Genomic DNA, 16454 nt, shown 5'->3' with positions numbered 1-16454 from the left:
TCCCGGAAACGGGGCGGTTATGCCACGCTATCCCGTCCATACGTCCTCCTGCTTTCCCACGCTTGTTAACCGATTTTCTCACGCAGTGACGTGCGTTTACGCTTGCTAACAATCATGTAATGCGTATAGTTCTCATTTGCATTGCACTTGATTACATTCTAAGGCCCGACAACGGGCCCTTTTTGCGCGCACGTTTAATGAGTTAATTATGAACAACACGAAAAGGCATAAAACGCTGCTGGCTCTCGCCATTGGCGCGGTCACGCACTCCGCCCTGGCGGCGGATGAAAAGAAAGAAGACACCCTGATTGTCCAGTCTGCGCCTGCCAGCGATTTTAAACCCGGCGGCGACCAGCTTGTGCCGGCGTTCCTTGACGGGCAGGTGGCGAACGGCGGACGCATGGGGATGCTGGGGCAGCAAAACGCCATGGACGTGCCGTTTAATATCATCAGCTACACCTCGAAGCTGGTAGAAGACCAGCAGGCGAAAACCATTGCTGATGTGGTCGCTAACGACGCGGGGGTGCAGTACGTGCAGGGCTACGGCAACAGCGCCGAAACCTTCCGTATCCGTGGCCTGAAGTTTGACGGGGATGACATGACCTTCGGCGGCCTGTCCGGCGTTCTGCCGCGTCAGGTGGTGGATGCGCAGATGGTCGACCGCATTGAGATTTTTAAAGGGGCAAACGCCCTGATGAACGGCGCGGCAAGTTCAGGCGTGGGGGGAATGATTAACCTTGAGCCGAAACACGCGGATGAAACGCCGCAGGCAAAAGTGGGCGTCGATTACACCTCTGATTCCCAGTTTGGCACCACGCTGGATGCGGGCCGTCGCTATGGCGACAACGACCAGTTTGGCGCGCGCGTGAACCTCGTCCATCGCGAAGGGGAAAGCGGGGTGCCCAACGATCGCCGCCGCACTACGCTGCTCTCCACCGGCCTCGACTACAAAGGCGACAATTTCCGCACCTCTCTGGATGTGGGGTATCAGAAGAAAACCTTCCATGGCAGCCCGACCAGCGTCAATATCTCCGCCGTGGATTTCGTGCCTGAACCGCCGAAAAACGATCGCAACTTCTCGCAGAAATGGGCCTACAGCAACATCGAAAATGAATTCGGGATGTGGCGCAGCGAGTACGACATTACCGATAACTGGACGGCCTATACCGGCCTCGGTGCGCAGCACGCTCACGAAGAAGGGATTTACAGCGCGCCGAAGCTGCTGGATAAAAGCGGTAAGGCGACGGTCAGCCGTCTTGATACCAACCGCATCAGCGATTCCGTCAGCGGGATGGCGGGTATTCGCGGTAACTTTGCTACCGGCTTCGTAACGCATAAAGTCAACGTCGGTTACTCCGCGATGACCAAAAACGAAAAAATCGGCTGGAAAATGTCGTCGGCGGCGGATAACCCAACCACCAATATCTATCACAATACCGGTGTGGATATGCCGGACAGTTCCAGTTTCAACGGCTTAGGCGGAAAATACAGCGATCCGCTCACCAGCGGGCGTACCCGGACGCAGGGCTGGCTGTTGAGTGATACGCTGGGCGTGCTGGACGACAAACTGCTGTTTACCGCCGGGGCGCGTCATCAGAAGGTGGTCATTCGCGGATACAACAAAATTACCGGGCAGGAAAATAAAGCAGACGGCTTCGACGGCAGCCGCTGGATGCCTACCTACGGCGTGGTTTACAAGCCGTGGGAGGCGATCTCCCTGTATGCCAACCACACCGAAGCGCTGCAGCCGGGTCAAACAGCCCCCAACACCGCCACCAACTACGGGCAGAGCACCGGCATCGTTCACTCTAAGCAGAACGAAGTGGGCGTGAAGGCGGATTTTGGTCGCGTGGGCGGCTCCCTGGCGCTGTTTGAGATCAAAATGCCGTCGGCGATCCTCAACAGCAACGGTCATTATGGTCTTGATGCCGAGCAGCGTAACCGCGGCGTGGAGCTGAATGTGTTCGGTGAGCCCCTGCTGGGCGTCCGTCTGAACGCCAGCGCTACCTGGCTGCAGGCGGAGCTGACCAAAACCAACAACGGCCTCAACCAGGGTAATGATGCGATTGGCGTTCCGAATTTCTATGCCGTTCTGGGCGCAGAGTATGACATCAAACCGATTGATGGCCTGACCGCTACCGCGCGCGTGAACCACTCCGGCACGCAATACGCGGACCTGGCGAACACCAAAAAGCTGGACAGCTATACTACGCTGGATCTGGGTATGCGTTATCGCTTCGCCGTTAACCACAATCAAAATCAGATGACGGTGCGTGCGGGTATCGACAACGTGACCAATGAAAACTACTGGTCCAGCGTGGATGATTCAGGTACCTACATTACCCAGGGCGAACCGCGTACCTTTAAAGTCTCGGTGGGCTACGCATTCTGAGAACGCCGCTCGTTATCCGGGGCAGGGATGCCCCATTCCCTTGCTACCACCAGCCTGAAGTGTTAAAACGTGCCCCTTCTAAAAAAGAGACAGGGGTAGGGCGTGAAAGACGCGTCATCCGCTTCAGGCACCGGTAGCGCTGAAGCTTCGTCGGAACAGAATCCGACGCTGCAACGTGGTTTGCAAAATCGACATATACAGTTAATTGCCCTCGGTGGGGCTATCGGTACCGGGCTGTTTCTCGGCATCGGCCCGGCCATTCAGATGGCGGGGCCGGCGGTATTGCTGGGCTATGCCCTCGCCGGGATTATCGCCTTCCTGATCATGCGCCAGCTCGGCGAGATGGTCGTCGAAGAGCCTGTGTCAGGCTCGTTTGCGCACTTTGCGTATAAATACTGGGGCCCGTTTGCGGGGTTCCTCTCCGGCTGGAACTACTGGGTGATGTTTGTGCTGGTGGGGATGGCAGAGCTGACCGCTGCTGGCATCTACATGCAGTACTGGCTCCCGGATGTGCCCACCTGGATTTGGGCGGCGGCCTTCTTCATTATCATCAATGCCATCAACCTTGTGAACGTCCGTTTGTACGGTGAAACCGAGTTCTGGTTTGCGCTCATCAAGGTGCTGGCGATTATCGGCATGATTGGTTTTGGCCTGTGGTTGCTGTTCTCGGGTCACGGCGGTGAGCGTGCCACGATCGACAACCTGTGGCAGCACGGGGGGTTCCTGGCGACCGGCTGGAAGGGGCTTATCCTTTCGCTGGCGGTGATCATGTTCTCTTTCGGCGGGCTGGAGCTGATTGGTATCACTGCCGCTGAAGCGCGCGACCCGCATAAAAGCATTCCGAAAGCGGTCAACCAGGTGGTGTACCGTATTCTGCTGTTCTACATCGGTTCGCTGGTGGTATTGCTCGCGCTCTATCCCTGGGTTGAGGTGAAATCAAACAGCAGTCCGTTTGTGATGATTTTCCACGATCTCAACAGCAATGTGGTGGCCTCAGCGTTGAACTTCGTTATTCTGGTGGCGTCACTTTCGGTCTATAACAGCGGCGTCTACTCCAACAGCCGGATGCTGTTTGGCCTCTCCGTGCAGGGGAATGCGCCGAAGTTCTTAACCCGCGTCAGCCGTCGCGGCGTGCCGGTGAATTCTCTGCTGTTGTCCGGTGCGATCACCTCTTTGGTGGTGGTGATCAACTACCTGCTGCCAAAAGAGGCGTTTGGGCTGCTGATGGCGCTGGTGGTTGCCACCCTGCTGCTGAACTGGATCATGATCTGCCTGGCGCACCTGCGTTTTCGTGCCGCGATGCGTCGCAAGGGACGTGAGACGCAGTTTAAAGCGCTGCTTTATCCGGCAGGAAACTATCTCTGCATCGCTTTCCTCGGGTTGATCCTTGTGCTGATGTGCACCATGGACGACATGCGGCTTTCCGCGATGTTGCTCCCGGTGTGGGTCATCTTCCTGTTTGCGGCATTTAAACTTTCCCGCAAGCAATAATGCATGCCGTCCTCTCCCGGTGGGAGAGGGCGAGCTATCCGGTTTCTCATCCCAACGCGATTAACCTCTTTATCGTGACCCCTCTCCCAAATCTCTCCTGATCCACAGGATCTTTATTTTGTAATCGATTACTTTTCATTTGAGGGTATTTGTAATCGATTACTTTTCTAGGGTGAGGCTCATTATGGTGTCAACAACTGAAAGTAGTGGAAAGGTGATAGCGCAGCACCGGCTGCTGGTTCCGCGTCTGTCGCTGATGATGTTTCTGCAGTTTTTTATCTGGGGTAGCTGGTCGGTCACGCTGGGTCTGGTGATGACCCAGCACAACATGTCGTTGCTGATTGGTGATGCGTTCTCCGCCGGGCCCATCGCCTCTATTTTGTCGCCGTTCGTGCTCGGGATGCTGGTGGATCGCTTCTTCGCCTCGCAGAAGGTGATGGCGGTAATGCACCTGGCGGGCGCGACTATCCTGTGGTTCGTTCCGGGGGCGCTGATCGCTGAAAATGGTGCGCTGCTGATCGGCCTGCTGTTTGGCTACACGCTTTGTTATATGCCGACGCTGGCCTTAACGAACAACATCGCGTTTCACAGCCTGGCAAACGTCGATAAAACCTTCCCGGTGGTGCGCGTGTTCGGCACTATCGGCTGGATTGTCGCGGGGATCTTTATCGGCGTTACCGGCGTAGCCTCCAGCGTCACGATCTTCCAGGTTGCGGCGGCGAGCTCCGTGCTGCTGGCGCTCTACAGCCTGACGCTGCCGCACACGCCCGCCCCGGCAAAAGGGCTGCCGGTCCAGGTTCGCGATCTGTTCTGCGCTGATGCGTTTGCCCTGCTGAAAACCCGCCACTTCCTGGTCTTTTCCGTCTGCGCAATGCTGATTTCCGTGCCGCTTGGCACCTACTACGCTTACACCGCCTCATATCTGGCGGATGCCGGGATTGCTGATGTCAGCACCGCAATGTCGTTCGGCCAGATGTCAGAGATTGTCTTCATGCTGGTGATCCCGCTGCTTTTCCGCCGTCTGGGCGTGAAAGTTATGCTGCTGGTCGGCATGCTGGCGTGGTTTGTCCGTTACGCGATGTTTGCCATGGGGGTGAGTGAGGAGGGACGTTTCCTGCTCTATCTCGGCATCCTGCTGCACGGTGTGTGCTATGACTTCTTCTTTGTGGTGGGCTTTATCTATACCGACCGCGTGGCGGGCGAAAAGGTGAAAGGCCAGGCGCAGAGCATGATCGTGATGTTCACCTATGGCATCGGCATGCTGCTTGGTTCGCAGATTTCTGGCGCGCTGTATAACCGTCTGGTGGCGGGACAGGCCGCGCCGCAGGCGTGGGTCACCTTCTGGTGGATCCCGGCGGTGGCGGCAGCGGTGATTGCGCTGATTTTCCTTCTCACGTTCAAATATGACGATGACAAGGCGTAACGTTCAGGAGGTGGTATGAGAACGATTAAGGGACCCGGTATTTTCCTGTCGCAGTTTATCAGCGGAGAAGCGCCGTTTAACTCGCTGGATGGGCTGGCAGGCTGGGCAGCAGGTAAGGGCTACAAAGCCGTGCAGATCCCCTGCAATCATCCGCACATTTTTGACGTGGAGAAAGCGGCTGAGAGCCAGACCTACTGTGACGACATTACCGGCACGCTGGCGGAGCACGGGCTGGCGATCAGCGAGCTGTCGACCCATCTGGAAGGGCAGCTTATTGCGGTGAACCCGGTCTACGGCGACGCGTTTGACCATTTCGCGCCGGCAGACGTGCGGGGTAACGACGCGGCCCGTCGGGCGTGGGCAACCAGCAAACTGAATCAGGCGGCGGCGGCCTCCGCAAAATTAGGCCTGACAGCGCACGCCACTTTTTCTGGATCGCTGGCGTGGCCATTTTTCTACCCGTGGCCGCCGCACAATGCGCAGCGTTTTCAGGACGCTTTCCAGACGCTGGCAACCCGCTGGCGGCCCATTCTGGACACCTTTGATGAGCACGGCGTCGATGTCTGTTATGAGCTGCATCCGGGGGAAGATCTGCATGACGGCGTGACGTTTGAGCGTTTTCTGGCGCTTGTGGACAACCACCCGCGCTGCAATATTCTCTACGATCCCAGCCATATGCTGCTTCAGCAGATGGACTACCTGACGTTTATCGATCTCTACCATGCGCGCATTAAAGCGTTTCACGTCAAAGATGCAGAGTTTCGTCCCAACGGGCGCAGCGGCGTATACGGTGGCTACCAGCCGTGGCTTCATCGCGCGGGTCGCTTCCGGTCGCCGGGCGACGGGCAGATCGACTTCACCGGTATTTTCAGCAAACTGACCCAGTACGACTACGAGGGCTGGGCAGTGCTGGAGTGGGAGTGCTGTCTTAAGGATGGCGATACCGGTGCCCGCGAAGGCAGCGAATTTATCCGTCGTCATATCATTCCGGTATCCGGGCGCGCGTTTGACGATTTCGCCGCGGGAGGCAGCCATGATTAACGTCGGGATCGTCGGCAGCGGCTTTATCGGCCCGGCGCACATTGAGGCGCTGCGGCGTCTCGGCAGTGTGCAGGTGGTCGCCCTGTGCGACAGCTCGCTTTCACAAGCGCAGGAAAAGGCGCGCCAGCTGAATGTGCCCCATGCTTACGGGAACGTTGAGGCACTGCTCGCCCATCCGGATCTGCACGTGGTGCATAACTGCACGCCAAACCATCTGCACGCAGAGATTAACCGCCAGATTTTGCGGGCGGGTAAGCATGTTTTTTCCGAAAAGCCGCTGTGTATGACCCCGGAAGAGGCCCGCGAGCTGGTGGCTCTGGCTGAGCAGACGGGCGTGGTACACGGCGTCAGCTTTGTCTATCGCCAGTTTGCGATGGTGCGCCAGGCGGCCAGCATGAGGCGCGAGGGCAGTCTCGGTCGGCTGTTTGCCACACATGGCAGCTACCTGCAGGACTGGATGCTGCTGGAAACCGACTATAACTGGCGGGTGGATGCCGCGCTGGGCGGCGCGTCGCGCGCGGTGGCGGATATTGGCTCCCACTGGTGCGACACGGTGCAGTTTGTGACCGGGCGGCGGATCACTGACGTGATGGCCGATCTCGCCATCGTCTGGCCAACGCGCAAGGCCAGTGCGGCGGGAAACCGGACCTTCACGGATGATCGTAGCGCGAACGATGAAGACAAACCGGTCACCACCGAAGATTTTGGCTCGGTGCTGGTGCGCTTCGACGATGGCAGCAAAGGCAGTTTTAACGTCTCGCAGGTCAGCGCCGGGCGCAAAAATCGACTGATGTTTGAAGTTAACGGCAGCGAACGGTCCGTGGCGTGGGATCAGGAGGTGCCGCAGCAACTCTGGATCGGCCATCGCGCGCAGGCAAACCAGACCCTCTCCGACGATCCAAACCTGATGAACCGTGACGTGGCCGAAAGCGCCCATTTTCCCGGCGGACATATCGAAGGCTGGCCTGATGCCTTTAAAAATATGATGGCGCAGTTTTACCGCGCCGTGATGCAGGGGGAGATGCCGGCACAGCCGCTGTTTGCGACGTTCCATGAAGGCGCGAACGTCATGTATATCATTGATGCGATAGTGAAAAGCCATCGGCAACAGCGCTGGGTGCGCGTTGCGTATTGACGCGTTGCCCGGTTCGCCGGGCAACGAATTTATGGTAGCCTGCATAAAACGTTAACCGCAGGAAATGCCGTCGCTATGTCCATTCAGAAAATCGCTCAGCTTGCCGGGGTGTCCGTGGCAACGGTCTCTCGCGTGCTTAACAACAGCGATACCGTGAAAGCGAAAAACCGCGAACGCGTCCTGCAGGCGATCAAAGAGAGTAATTACCAGCCCAACCTGCTGGCGCGCCAGCTGCGGACTGCCCGCAGCTATATGATTCTGGTAATGGTGTCGAACATCGCTAACCCGTTCTGCGCCGAAGTGGTGAAAGGCATTGAAGAGGAAGCCGAAAAGAACGGCTACCGCATTCTGCTGTGCAACTCCGGCTCTGACATTGAACGCTCGCGTTCGGGGCTGAGTTTGCTGTCCGGTAAAATTGTCGACGGCATTATCACCATGGATGCCTTCTCAAAGCTTCCTGAACTGGCTGCCCTGATTGGCGCTGCGCCGTGGGTGCAGTGCGCCGAATACGCCGATGCCGGTGCGGTCTCCTGCGTGGGGATTAACGACGTGGACGCCTCGCAGCATGCCGTCAGCCAGCTTGCCGACGGCGGGCGCGGGCGGATCGCGATGATTAACCACGACCTGAGTTATAAATATGCCCGCCTGCGCGAGCGCGGCTATAAGAGCGTTATCCACCTGAAAGATCTGGCTTACCAGGCGGTGGAATACGCCAGCGATCTCAGCTTCAGCGCCGGAATAGCGGCGATGCAAAATCTGCTGAAGGAAAACCCGCCTGACGCGGTCTTTGCCGTTTCCGATACCCTGGCGGCAGGCGCATTGCATGCGATCCAGCAGGCGGGATTACGCGTGCCGGAAGACATTGCGGTAGTCGGGTTTGACGGTACGGAACTGGCGGAGATGATTTCGCTCACCACCATCGAACAGCCGTCGCGGGATATTGGGCGCAAGGCGGTCGATTTGTTGTTGAATAAAATCGATAACCCGGATGCGCCCACGGAAAGAGTGATGATGGACTGGCGCTTTATCTCCCGCGCCAGCGCCTGATTATTTCGCTATTACGCCAGCCAGCGAGCGAATATCGTTTCCGGTCGGAGATTGATGAATACGCAGACCAAATTCATCCACCACCGCGAATATATGGTCGAAAATATCGGCCTGAATCGCCTCATATTCCGCCCAGACGACCGTGTTAGTGAACGCGTATATTTCAACTGGCAGCCCGTTAGCTTCTGGCGCTAACTGGCGAACCATCAGCGTCATATCTTTGCGGATCCGCGGGTGATTACGCAGATATTCATTTAAATAGGCGCGGAAGGTTCCAATATTGGTCATTTTGCGCAGGTTCAGCACCGATTCGCCTTCACCGTTTTCCTGATTCCAGAGCGAAATTTCTTCGTGACGCGCCGCCATGTACGGCTTAAGCAGCTTCGCCTGAATCAGCTGCTGTTGCTCCTGCTCGTCGAGGAAGTGGATGCTGGTGGTGTCTATATTCAGGCTACGCTTGATACGTCGCCCGCCGGAGGCCGACATGCCGCTCCAGTTGATAAAGGCATCAGAGACCAGTGCCCAGGTCGGAATGGTGGTGATGGTATTGTCGAAGTTGCGCACCTTGACGGTGGTCAGGCCAATGTCCGTGACCGTGCCGTTGGCTCCGTATTTTGGCATCTCCAGCCAGTCACCGAGTTTAAGCATGTCATTGGCGGAGAGCTGGATCCCGGCGACAAGCCCGAGGATCGGGTCTTTAAACACCAGCATTAACACCGCAGCCATGGCGCCCAGGCCGCTAATCAGAATGGCTGGCGACTGACCAATCAGCAGCGAGATAATTAAAATCCCCACCAGAATAGCGCTCACCAGTTTTATTCCCTGGAAGATGCCCTTCAGCGGGAGCTGCGAGGCTGTCGCCATCTTTTGCGAAAGATTGAAAATGACGTCCAGCAGCGAGAAGAACGAGAGCAGGGCATACACCATCACCCACAACTTTGCGCAGGTGGTGAGCATTTCCGCGGCTTCGCTGCCTTTTTGCAGCCACAGTACCGCCTGAACGTTGACAATTATCCCCTGCAGGGTAAAGGCGACACGGTGAAATAACTTGTTCTGGGTAATGATTTGCAACCATAAATGGCTGCTGGCCTGCGCGCGTTTCTCAAAGGCCCGCAGGACCACTTTGTGCAGAATAAAATGAACGATGAGTGCGGTAAGAAAAATAATACCAAAGATAATCACTAAAGAGGTGGTGTGATTAATTTCAATGCCTAACTCTTCAACCTGAGCAATTAATTCCTGCATAACGTCTCCTGTATTGATGCAGCCCCATAATGGCGGCTGCGGATCTATTATGCAAATTCGTCAGGGTTATTTGACGGCGTGGCAGGTCGTCACCACCGGCAGGCACAGTCGATGGCGAACCCGCAGCGTCGCCAGCGCGAGGATCACCATCAGGCCAGTTTCCACCGCGAGGAAGAGGGTGATCGCCTGGGTGTAATCTCCGTGATGATTTTGCAGACCGTGCAGCAAAATCGCGCCAAAGATGGCCGGGCCGAGTCCAAGCGCCGCCTGCTGCAGCGTGCTCAAAATGGCGCTCGCCGCCCCGGCGTCATCAGACTGAATATCGCGCATGCCAATACGATAAAAACTGTTCACGATCAGCGCCTGACCGTAGCCGACCAGCCCGGTCGCGGGTGCCAGCGTCAGCGCGGTATTGTGCATTCCCCAGAGGCGGAAGGTGACAATCAGCGCCAGCAGGCCCGCTATCTGGATCGCCAGACCGGTGAGCAGAATGGTACTGGTGCTGTAGCGGGCAATCAGACGTGGGGCAAACCACGCTGAAATAAAGTAGGTGACACCCAGGGCGATAAAACTGTTGCCAGACTGCCACGGCGCCATCCCCAGACCGGTTTGCATGGTTAACGCCATGCAGAACATAAAGCCGGACCAGACGCTAAAAAAGAGCAACGCAATCAGCACGCCAAAGCGGATACTGCGCAACTGCAGCAGGCGCGGCGGGATCAGCGGATGCGCATCGTCCCGTTCTTTTTTGCGGGCGTTGAGGGCCATCAACCCGGCAAGCGGAATAATGGCGATAAGCGCGACCTTGAGCGGCCAGGACCAGTGCCACTGCGGGCCAAGCGCCATCGGGAACAGCAGGCAGCAGAGGATGATCGCCAGCAGGACGGTGCCCGTCCAGTCAATGCTTGATGGCGTGTCGCGGCGGGTTTCCGGCACGTAGCGGCGGCTCATGGCCAGCACCACCAGACAAATCGGCACGTTGATAAAGAAGGCGTTGCGCCAGCCGAGGCCGGCAATGTCCGCCGATACCAGCCAGCCTCCGCCCATCTGGCCGACGATAAACGCGATGCCGCCGATGCCGCCAAAGAGGCTGATGGCCTTCGCGTGGGCCGTGCCTTTCAGCGTTACGTGCAGGGTGGCGAGAATTTGCGGCATGATCAGCGCCGCGCCAGCCCCCTGAAGAATACGGGCGCCCAGCAGTTGTTCAATGTTGCCTGCCATTCCGCACAGCAGCGAGGCCAGGCCAAAGCTCGCCACGCCCCACATGAAAAGACGTCGGCGGCCAAGGTTATCCCCCAGCTTGCTGCCGAGGGCAAGGCAGACGGCAAAGGCCACACCGTAGAGGGCAACAATTAATTCCAGCTCGGTGGCCGTAGCGTGCAGCGAGTGGGTGATAGCATCCAGCGCCACGTTGGTGATTGAGGTATCAATCAGCGGCAGCATCTGGCCGGTTAACAGCAATATCAGGCCTGCGCGGCCCGGTGAAACGACTGACGTATTCATGGTAACTCCATTGCGTCATTCAACAGATGGTCGTAGCATCAACGATCTGATAAACGGGTACCAGTTCTTGCTTATACTGGTACTGGCACTACCATGCAGGGGGATTTATGGCGCTGATGTCTGAACCCGTCGTCTCGCTCAAGGATGACACCCGAAAACAACTTGGTGCGTTTTTACGCGCCCGACGCGAAAGCCTCGATCCGCAGCGGCTCGGCCTGCCGCGCAGCGGTCGACGCCGCACGCCCGGGCTGCGCCGTGAAGAGGTGGCCCTGCTGGCGGACGTCGGGGTGACCTGGTACACCTGGCTTGAGCAGGGCAGGGACGTCAATCCGTCCAGCGCGGTGATGGCCGCCGTGGCAAAAGCGCTGCAATGTACCCCGACCGAAGCGCGCCATCTTTTTGTGCTGGCCGGGCTACCGCCGGGTGAAGCACCGCAGGCCACCTGCTGTGAAGGGATCAGCGAAGGCACGCGCCGCCTGCTTGATACGTTGATGCCGAAACCGGCCAGCATTCAGAAACCCAATTTCGACATCGTGGCGTGGAACGACAGCTTTGGTCATCTGATGGGGGTCGATTTCAATGCGATCCCCCCGGAAGACCGCAACTGTATTTATCTGTTCCTCACCCACCCGGCATGGCGCGCCCGTCTCGGCAGACGTGACGATGTGCTGCCCGTCTTTGTCTCCTATTTCCGGGCGGCGATGGCCGAGCACCGGGGTGACCCGCTGTGGGAAGCCAAACTGGCGCGCTTCTTTGCGGTGTCTGAGGAGTTTAAAAATCTGTGGCATCAGCGCAATGACGTGCGCGGTGTGGAAAACCAGCTCAAGTTGTTTACCCATCCTGAGCTTGGGGAATTTACCCTGCAGCAGATGTACTGGTACTCTGCTCCACGAAACGGTTCCCGGTTGCTGGTGTATCTGCCAGTAGATGAAGCCGGGGAGAGAGCAATGGAATGGCTGACGGAGCAGGCAAAATGAAGGTTACCGGCAAACAGGAGCGGCTGCTACGCCGCGCACTCAACGAGTGGCAACAGGAAGGCACATTAACCGCTGACGACCATCAGCGGCTGGCCGGTACGCTTCAACGCGTGACCATGGACTGGCAGCGGCTGAGCCGCTATGCCTTCTGGACGGCACTCGCCTGCGTCATTATCGCCATCGGCAGCCTGTTTTCGGACAGCGAAATGATGGCGCGCATTATCGAATTCTTCGCTTTTTCCTCCCTTGCCCGCATCGGGCTGCCGGCACTGATGGCCGTGCTGTTTTATCTGTGGGGCTTCAGCCGCCAGCGGCGGGAGACGCAGTGGCATTACAGTACCGAAGCGATTTTGTTCCTCGGAGTCTTGTTTACCGCCGTCGCGCTCTGGCAGCTGGGTGAACGGCTGGATAACGGCAGCGGCCACATCGCCCCCCTGTTCCTGGCCGGCTGTGCCGTCTATGGCCTGGTAGGCTTTTTCGGCCGCTCCGGGCTGGTCTGGCTGTTCTTCTTGCTCTCGCTTGGCAACTGGTTTGGCGCGGAGACGGGCTATATGTCCGGCTGGGGCGCTTACTGGCTGGGGATGAACTATCCAGTGCGCTTTATCTTTTTCGGCGGCGCGCTGCTGGCCCTGTGCTGGATCCTGCGCGCTCTGCTGCAGTCCCGTCATCTCTACACCACCAGTAAAGCGATGGGGCTGACGTATCTCTTTGTCGCCCTGTGGATCATGTCGATATTTGGTAATTACGATATCGATAACTGGTACAGCGTGACCCAGGCCTCGTTGCTGCCGTGGGCGCTGCTGTTTGCGGTGGCGGCGGTTCTCTGTATTTACATCAGTCTGAAAACCGACGATGGCATGCTGCGCGGGTTTGGCCTGACGTTCCTCGCCATTAACCTCTATACCCGCTACTTCGAATACTTCTGGGATGGGATGAACAAGGTGGTGTTCTTCCTGATTCTGGCGGCGTCGCTGGCGGTGATAGGGCGGTATGCGGAGCGGATCTGGCATGCCGGGCGTGCGGAGAAGTAAGTTTTGCGCGTGTTGATCGGGAAGACGCAGAAAACGCCGTCTGCGTGAGAAGCTGGTTCAATGGCGAAACCAGGCAGATGACGCGTGATTGAAAACGGGCCGCAGTAGCGGCCCGTTTGTCTTAGCACTCGGTCACAATCGTGCTCAGCGGCAGGCGAGATTTTGGCAGCGTGGCGTTGAAATCTTCCACGCTGTGGTGTCCAACCGGGACCACCACCAGGCTGGTGAAGCCTTTCTCTTTCAGGCCAAACTCTTCGTCGAGGATGGCGGCGTCAAAACCTTCAATGGGTACGGCATCCAGGCCCAGCGCGGCCACGCCTAACAGGAAGTTACCGACGTTGAGGTAAACCTGTTTCGCCATCCACTGGTCGTCATCTTTCAGATCCACGCGGTGCATATCGGCGAAATAGCAGCGACCTTTGTGATTCGCCGCTTTTGCTTCTGGGGTATTGAAGCGACCGTCGGCCTCTTCCTGATCGACGACGCGCTCAAGCCACGCATCGTCCATGGCGGTTTTCGCGCAGAACACCACCACATGAGAGGCGTCCATCATTTTGCGTTCGTTGAACACGTAAGTGCCTGCCGCAGATTTGGCCACGCGCGCTTTACCTTCCTCAGTGCTGGCAATAATAAAATGCCATGGCTGGGAGTTCGTGCTGGACGGGCTGTACTGCAGCAGGGTTTTGATCTTCTCCGCTTCTTCAGCGGTCAGTTTCTTGCTTGGGTCAAACGCCTTGGTGGAGTGGCGTTTCAGGGCAACGGAAATGATATCCATAACAACTCCTGGTGATAAAATTCGCCCGCGTGCGGGCGCGAAAAGGAGTGCAGATTACCGTGCGAAGCGGGAAAAGATAAGTGCATTTTGAGCGCTTAATCTGTTCGTCTCAGACGAACAATCAGCGCGGCCTGATCCATTTCTGGTCTTTTTTCGGCAGCTTATCGACGACCAGATTCCAGGAATCGTTGATGAGATCGGCCACCAGTTCCGGCGTAACATCGTCGGTGCCGTAGAGTGAAATCCAGTGTTTTTTATTGAGATGATACCCCGGCTCAACGCCGCGGTAGATCTGCTGGTTTAACAGGGATTTTTCCGGCTCGGATTTCAGGCTGACATGCGGTCGCCCGTGAGCAATCGCAACAATCATGAAAATCTTGCCACCCACTTTAAACACATCAAATTCCGGCCCGAACGGCCAGCAGTGTTCGGTGAACGGCAGTTCCAGCGCCACGCGTTTGGCGTGTTCCTGCAGCGATTTACTGTCCATCAATATCCTCGGAGGCGAGTCCACGCCACATGGCTTCAAAGCCCAGCGCTTTAAAATCGACGGCGCGGGACGGATCGCGGGTGGCAAATTCCATGGTGGTTTCGGCAAGCGATAAGAACATGGCATCACCAAAGGTACGAAACTCATCGGACATAAATACCGGGCGCACTGCGCGACGGCACAGTTCATGCAATTCCGGGAACATCTCCTGCACGGCCTGCTCCGTTTCGGCGCTGATCTTCTCGCTGACGCCAAGCTGGCGAATGGCGGCGTGAGCGACAGGATTACGGATGCCCCAGTCCACGTAGCTGTTCCAGATATTGCGGGTATGTTCTTTGGGGAGGGTGAGCGTGCGATCAAGCTCCGCCAGCATCGTCTGGCAGAGATCCTGCTTCAGGTGCAGATAGAGGGCATTCAGCAGATCGTCTTTGGTAGCAAAGTAGCGGAACAGTGTGCCTTCAGCGACGCCCGCGTTCCGGGCAATTAAGGCCGTTGAGGCGGCAATACCTGACTGTGCAAATGCAGCGGTTGCTGCGTCCAGTAAGGCCTGTTTTTTATCTTCACTCTTCGGACGTGCCACTAAATTGTTCCTCCTGTCAATTGTAAAAACCTTGATTGAAACACGTGCTTTGACAGGCTGCAACGCGCAATGTCAAAGATCGAAAACGTCTTGACGACTTTATCATCATATCTATAATGAGTGCTTACTCACTCATAATCAAGTTCAACCCGCGTAAACCATCGGATGGGGCGCGTTTTCGGGTCAGGATATGAAAAAGCCTCTATTCATCTGCGTGGTGTTCGTCATGATTATTGCTTCAGCTGCGAGTTTACCTTTTGTCCTGAATCCTGGATTTGGCCAGCCACCGCAGGGTGCGCAGCTTACCGAAGTGGAGGCCTCCCCGCAGTATCGCGACGGGAAATTCCACAATACGTTGCCGACACCGGGCTTCACCGGCGAGCAAAATATGCTGGTGGCGTGGTGGCAATTTCTGACCCGCAAAACCGAAAATGCCCGTCCCGCGCAGCCGCTGCCGCTGGTGAAAACCGATCTCGCCAGTCTGCCGCTGGAGCAGGACACGCTGGTCTGGCTCGGTCACTCGTCGTGGTATATGCAGCTGGCGGGTAAACGTATTCTGATTGACCCGGTACTCAGCAACTATGCCGCGCCGTTCTCGTTCCTCAATAAAGCTTTTGCGGGCGAGTATCCCTGGCATGCGCAGAACATGCCGGAGATCGACCTGCTGATCATCTCCCACGATCACTACGATCATCTGGATTACGCCACCATCAGGGCGTTACTGCCGAAGGTGAAACGTGTGGTTACCCCGCTGGGCGTTGGATCTCATCTGCGCTACTGGGGCATGAAGCCGGAAATTATCGACGAGCGCGACTGGAACCAGTCGGTGCGCATCAGTGATGACTTAACGGTGCACGTCCTGCCGGCACGTCACTTCTCCGGACGCGGGATTAAACGCGATCAAACCCTGTGGGGGAGCTTTATGTTCGTCACGCCGGCGCAGAAGGTTTATTACAGCGGAGACTCAGGTTACGGCCCGCACTTCAGGGCCATCGGTGAGCAGTTCGGCGAGGTGGATTTAGCCATCATGGAAAACGGCCAGTACGATCGGGACTGGAAGTACATTCACATGATGCCGGCGGAAACGGCGCAGGCGTCGGCTGACCTTAACGCGAAAGCTGTAGTGCCCGGTCATAACGGACGCTTTGTGCTGGCGAAACACACCTGGAACGATCCGCTGATCCAGCTGGCGCAGGCCAGCAAAGATAAAAATTATCGGCTACTGACGCCGGAGCTGGGTGAACCTGTTCACGTGAGTGATACCACGCAAACCTTTCGTGAGTGGTGGGAATAATGTTTAAGCGAGAAGCAGAGGGGGAGAGCA

14 protein-coding genes are annotated in these 16454 nt (G+C 57.2%); 9 read left to right on the top strand and 5 right to left on the bottom strand.

Annotated features, from left to right (window positions below; genetic code table 11):
• Nucleotides 1-208: 208 nt before the first annotated feature.
• The 6 genes from BJ887_RS18470 (at nucleotide 209) to BJ887_RS18445 (ending at nucleotide 8529) form a co-directional block, all read left to right on the top strand.
• A complete protein-coding gene (locus BJ887_RS18470; RefSeq protein WP_121340263.1) occupies nucleotides 209-2392 on the top strand; it encodes a TonB-dependent siderophore receptor in 2184 nt (727 codons plus the stop codon).
• Between the two features lie 102 nt (nucleotides 2393-2494).
• Nucleotides 2495-3883 carry a phenylalanine transporter gene (pheP, locus tag BJ887_RS18465; protein WP_020885145.1) on the top strand — a complete coding sequence of 463 codons (1389 nt, stop codon included), beginning with the start codon at nucleotides 2495-2497 and terminating at the stop codon, nucleotides 3881-3883.
• Nucleotides 3884-4067: 184 nt separating this feature from the next.
• On the top strand, nucleotides 4068-5306 hold the full coding sequence (locus BJ887_RS18460) for an MFS transporter (protein WP_121340262.1): 1239 nt from the start codon (nucleotides 4068-4070) through the stop codon (nucleotides 5304-5306).
• Nucleotides 5307-5321: 15 nt separating this feature from the next.
• The gene (locus BJ887_RS18455) at nucleotides 5322-6347 is read left to right on the top strand and encodes a sugar phosphate isomerase/epimerase (protein ID WP_121340261.1); all 1026 of its coding nucleotides are present in this window, start codon (nucleotides 5322-5324) and stop codon (nucleotides 6345-6347) included.
• The gene (locus tag BJ887_RS18450; protein WP_121340260.1) at nucleotides 6340-7482 is read left to right on the top strand and encodes a Gfo/Idh/MocA family protein; all 1143 of its coding nucleotides are present in this window, start codon (nucleotides 6340-6342) and stop codon (nucleotides 7480-7482) included. The genes BJ887_RS18455 and BJ887_RS18450 overlap by 8 nt, the downstream gene beginning before the upstream one ends.
• A 75-nt stretch (nucleotides 7483-7557) precedes the next feature.
• Nucleotides 7558-8529 carry a LacI family DNA-binding transcriptional regulator gene (locus BJ887_RS18445; RefSeq protein WP_059306704.1) on the top strand — a complete coding sequence of 324 codons (972 nt, stop codon included), beginning with the start codon at nucleotides 7558-7560 and terminating at the stop codon, nucleotides 8527-8529.
• Here the strand turns inward: BJ887_RS18445 and BJ887_RS18440 are convergent, their stop codons facing one another.
• Together BJ887_RS18440 and BJ887_RS18435 are read right to left on the bottom strand one after the other, a co-directional pair.
• Nucleotides 8530-9774 (bottom strand): mechanosensitive ion channel family protein, encoded by a 1245-nt coding sequence (locus BJ887_RS18440; RefSeq protein WP_014168964.1) that lies wholly within the window; start codon nucleotides 9772-9774, stop codon nucleotides 8530-8532. It lies immediately after the preceding gene.
• A gap of 66 nt (nucleotides 9775-9840) precedes the next feature.
• Nucleotides 9841-11277, bottom strand: coding sequence for an MFS transporter (locus BJ887_RS18435; protein WP_121340259.1), 1437 nt, complete (start codon nucleotides 11275-11277; stop codon nucleotides 9841-9843).
• Nucleotides 11278-11384: 107 nt separating this feature from the next.
• Here BJ887_RS18435 and BJ887_RS18430 point away from each other — a divergent pair, with 107 nt between their 5' ends.
• Together BJ887_RS18430 and BJ887_RS18425 are read left to right on the top strand one after the other, a co-directional pair.
• Entirely contained in the window at nucleotides 11385-12254 is an 870-nt protein-coding gene (locus BJ887_RS18430; RefSeq protein WP_014168966.1) for a helix-turn-helix transcriptional regulator, read from the top strand.
• Nucleotides 12251-13285, top strand: a complete 1035-nt coding sequence (locus BJ887_RS18425) for a DUF2157 domain-containing protein (protein ID WP_121340258.1) — start codon at nucleotides 12251-12253, stop codon at nucleotides 13283-13285. Before BJ887_RS18430 ends, BJ887_RS18425 begins: the two co-directional genes overlap by 4 nt.
• Before the next feature lie 121 nt (nucleotides 13286-13406).
• On the opposite strand, the gene nfsB is transcribed toward BJ887_RS18425, so the two are convergent.
• From nfsB to BJ887_RS18410, 3 genes are all read right to left on the bottom strand, one after another.
• The gene (nfsB, locus tag BJ887_RS18420) at nucleotides 13407-14060 is read right to left on the bottom strand and encodes an oxygen-insensitive NAD(P)H nitroreductase (protein ID WP_032677585.1); all 654 of its coding nucleotides are present in this window, start codon (nucleotides 14058-14060) and stop codon (nucleotides 13407-13409) included.
• A 121-nt stretch (nucleotides 14061-14181) separates the two neighbouring features.
• Nucleotides 14182-14550 carry an MmcQ/YjbR family DNA-binding protein gene (locus BJ887_RS18415; protein WP_121340257.1) on the bottom strand — a complete coding sequence of 123 codons (369 nt, stop codon included), beginning with the start codon at nucleotides 14548-14550 and terminating at the stop codon, nucleotides 14182-14184.
• On the bottom strand, nucleotides 14540-15130 hold the full coding sequence (locus BJ887_RS18410) for a TetR/AcrR family transcriptional regulator (protein ID WP_020885134.1): 591 nt from the start codon (nucleotides 15128-15130) through the stop codon (nucleotides 14540-14542). Before BJ887_RS18410 ends, BJ887_RS18415 begins: the two co-directional genes overlap by 11 nt.
• A 190-nt stretch (nucleotides 15131-15320) precedes the next feature.
• Between BJ887_RS18410 and BJ887_RS18405 the strand changes: the two genes are divergently transcribed.
• Entirely contained in the window at nucleotides 15321-16424 is a 1104-nt protein-coding gene (locus BJ887_RS18405; RefSeq protein ID WP_020885133.1) for an MBL fold metallo-hydrolase, read from the top strand.
• The last annotated feature ends 30 nt before the right edge of the window (nucleotides 16425-16454 follow it).

Source organism: Enterobacter sp. WPR_3_1 (genome assembly GCF_003635055.1).
In the GTDB taxonomy this organism is placed as follows: domain Bacteria; phylum Pseudomonadota; class Gammaproteobacteria; order Enterobacterales; family Enterobacteriaceae; genus Enterobacter; species Enterobacter ludwigii.
This window is presented reverse-complemented; position numbering and strand designations above follow the sequence as displayed.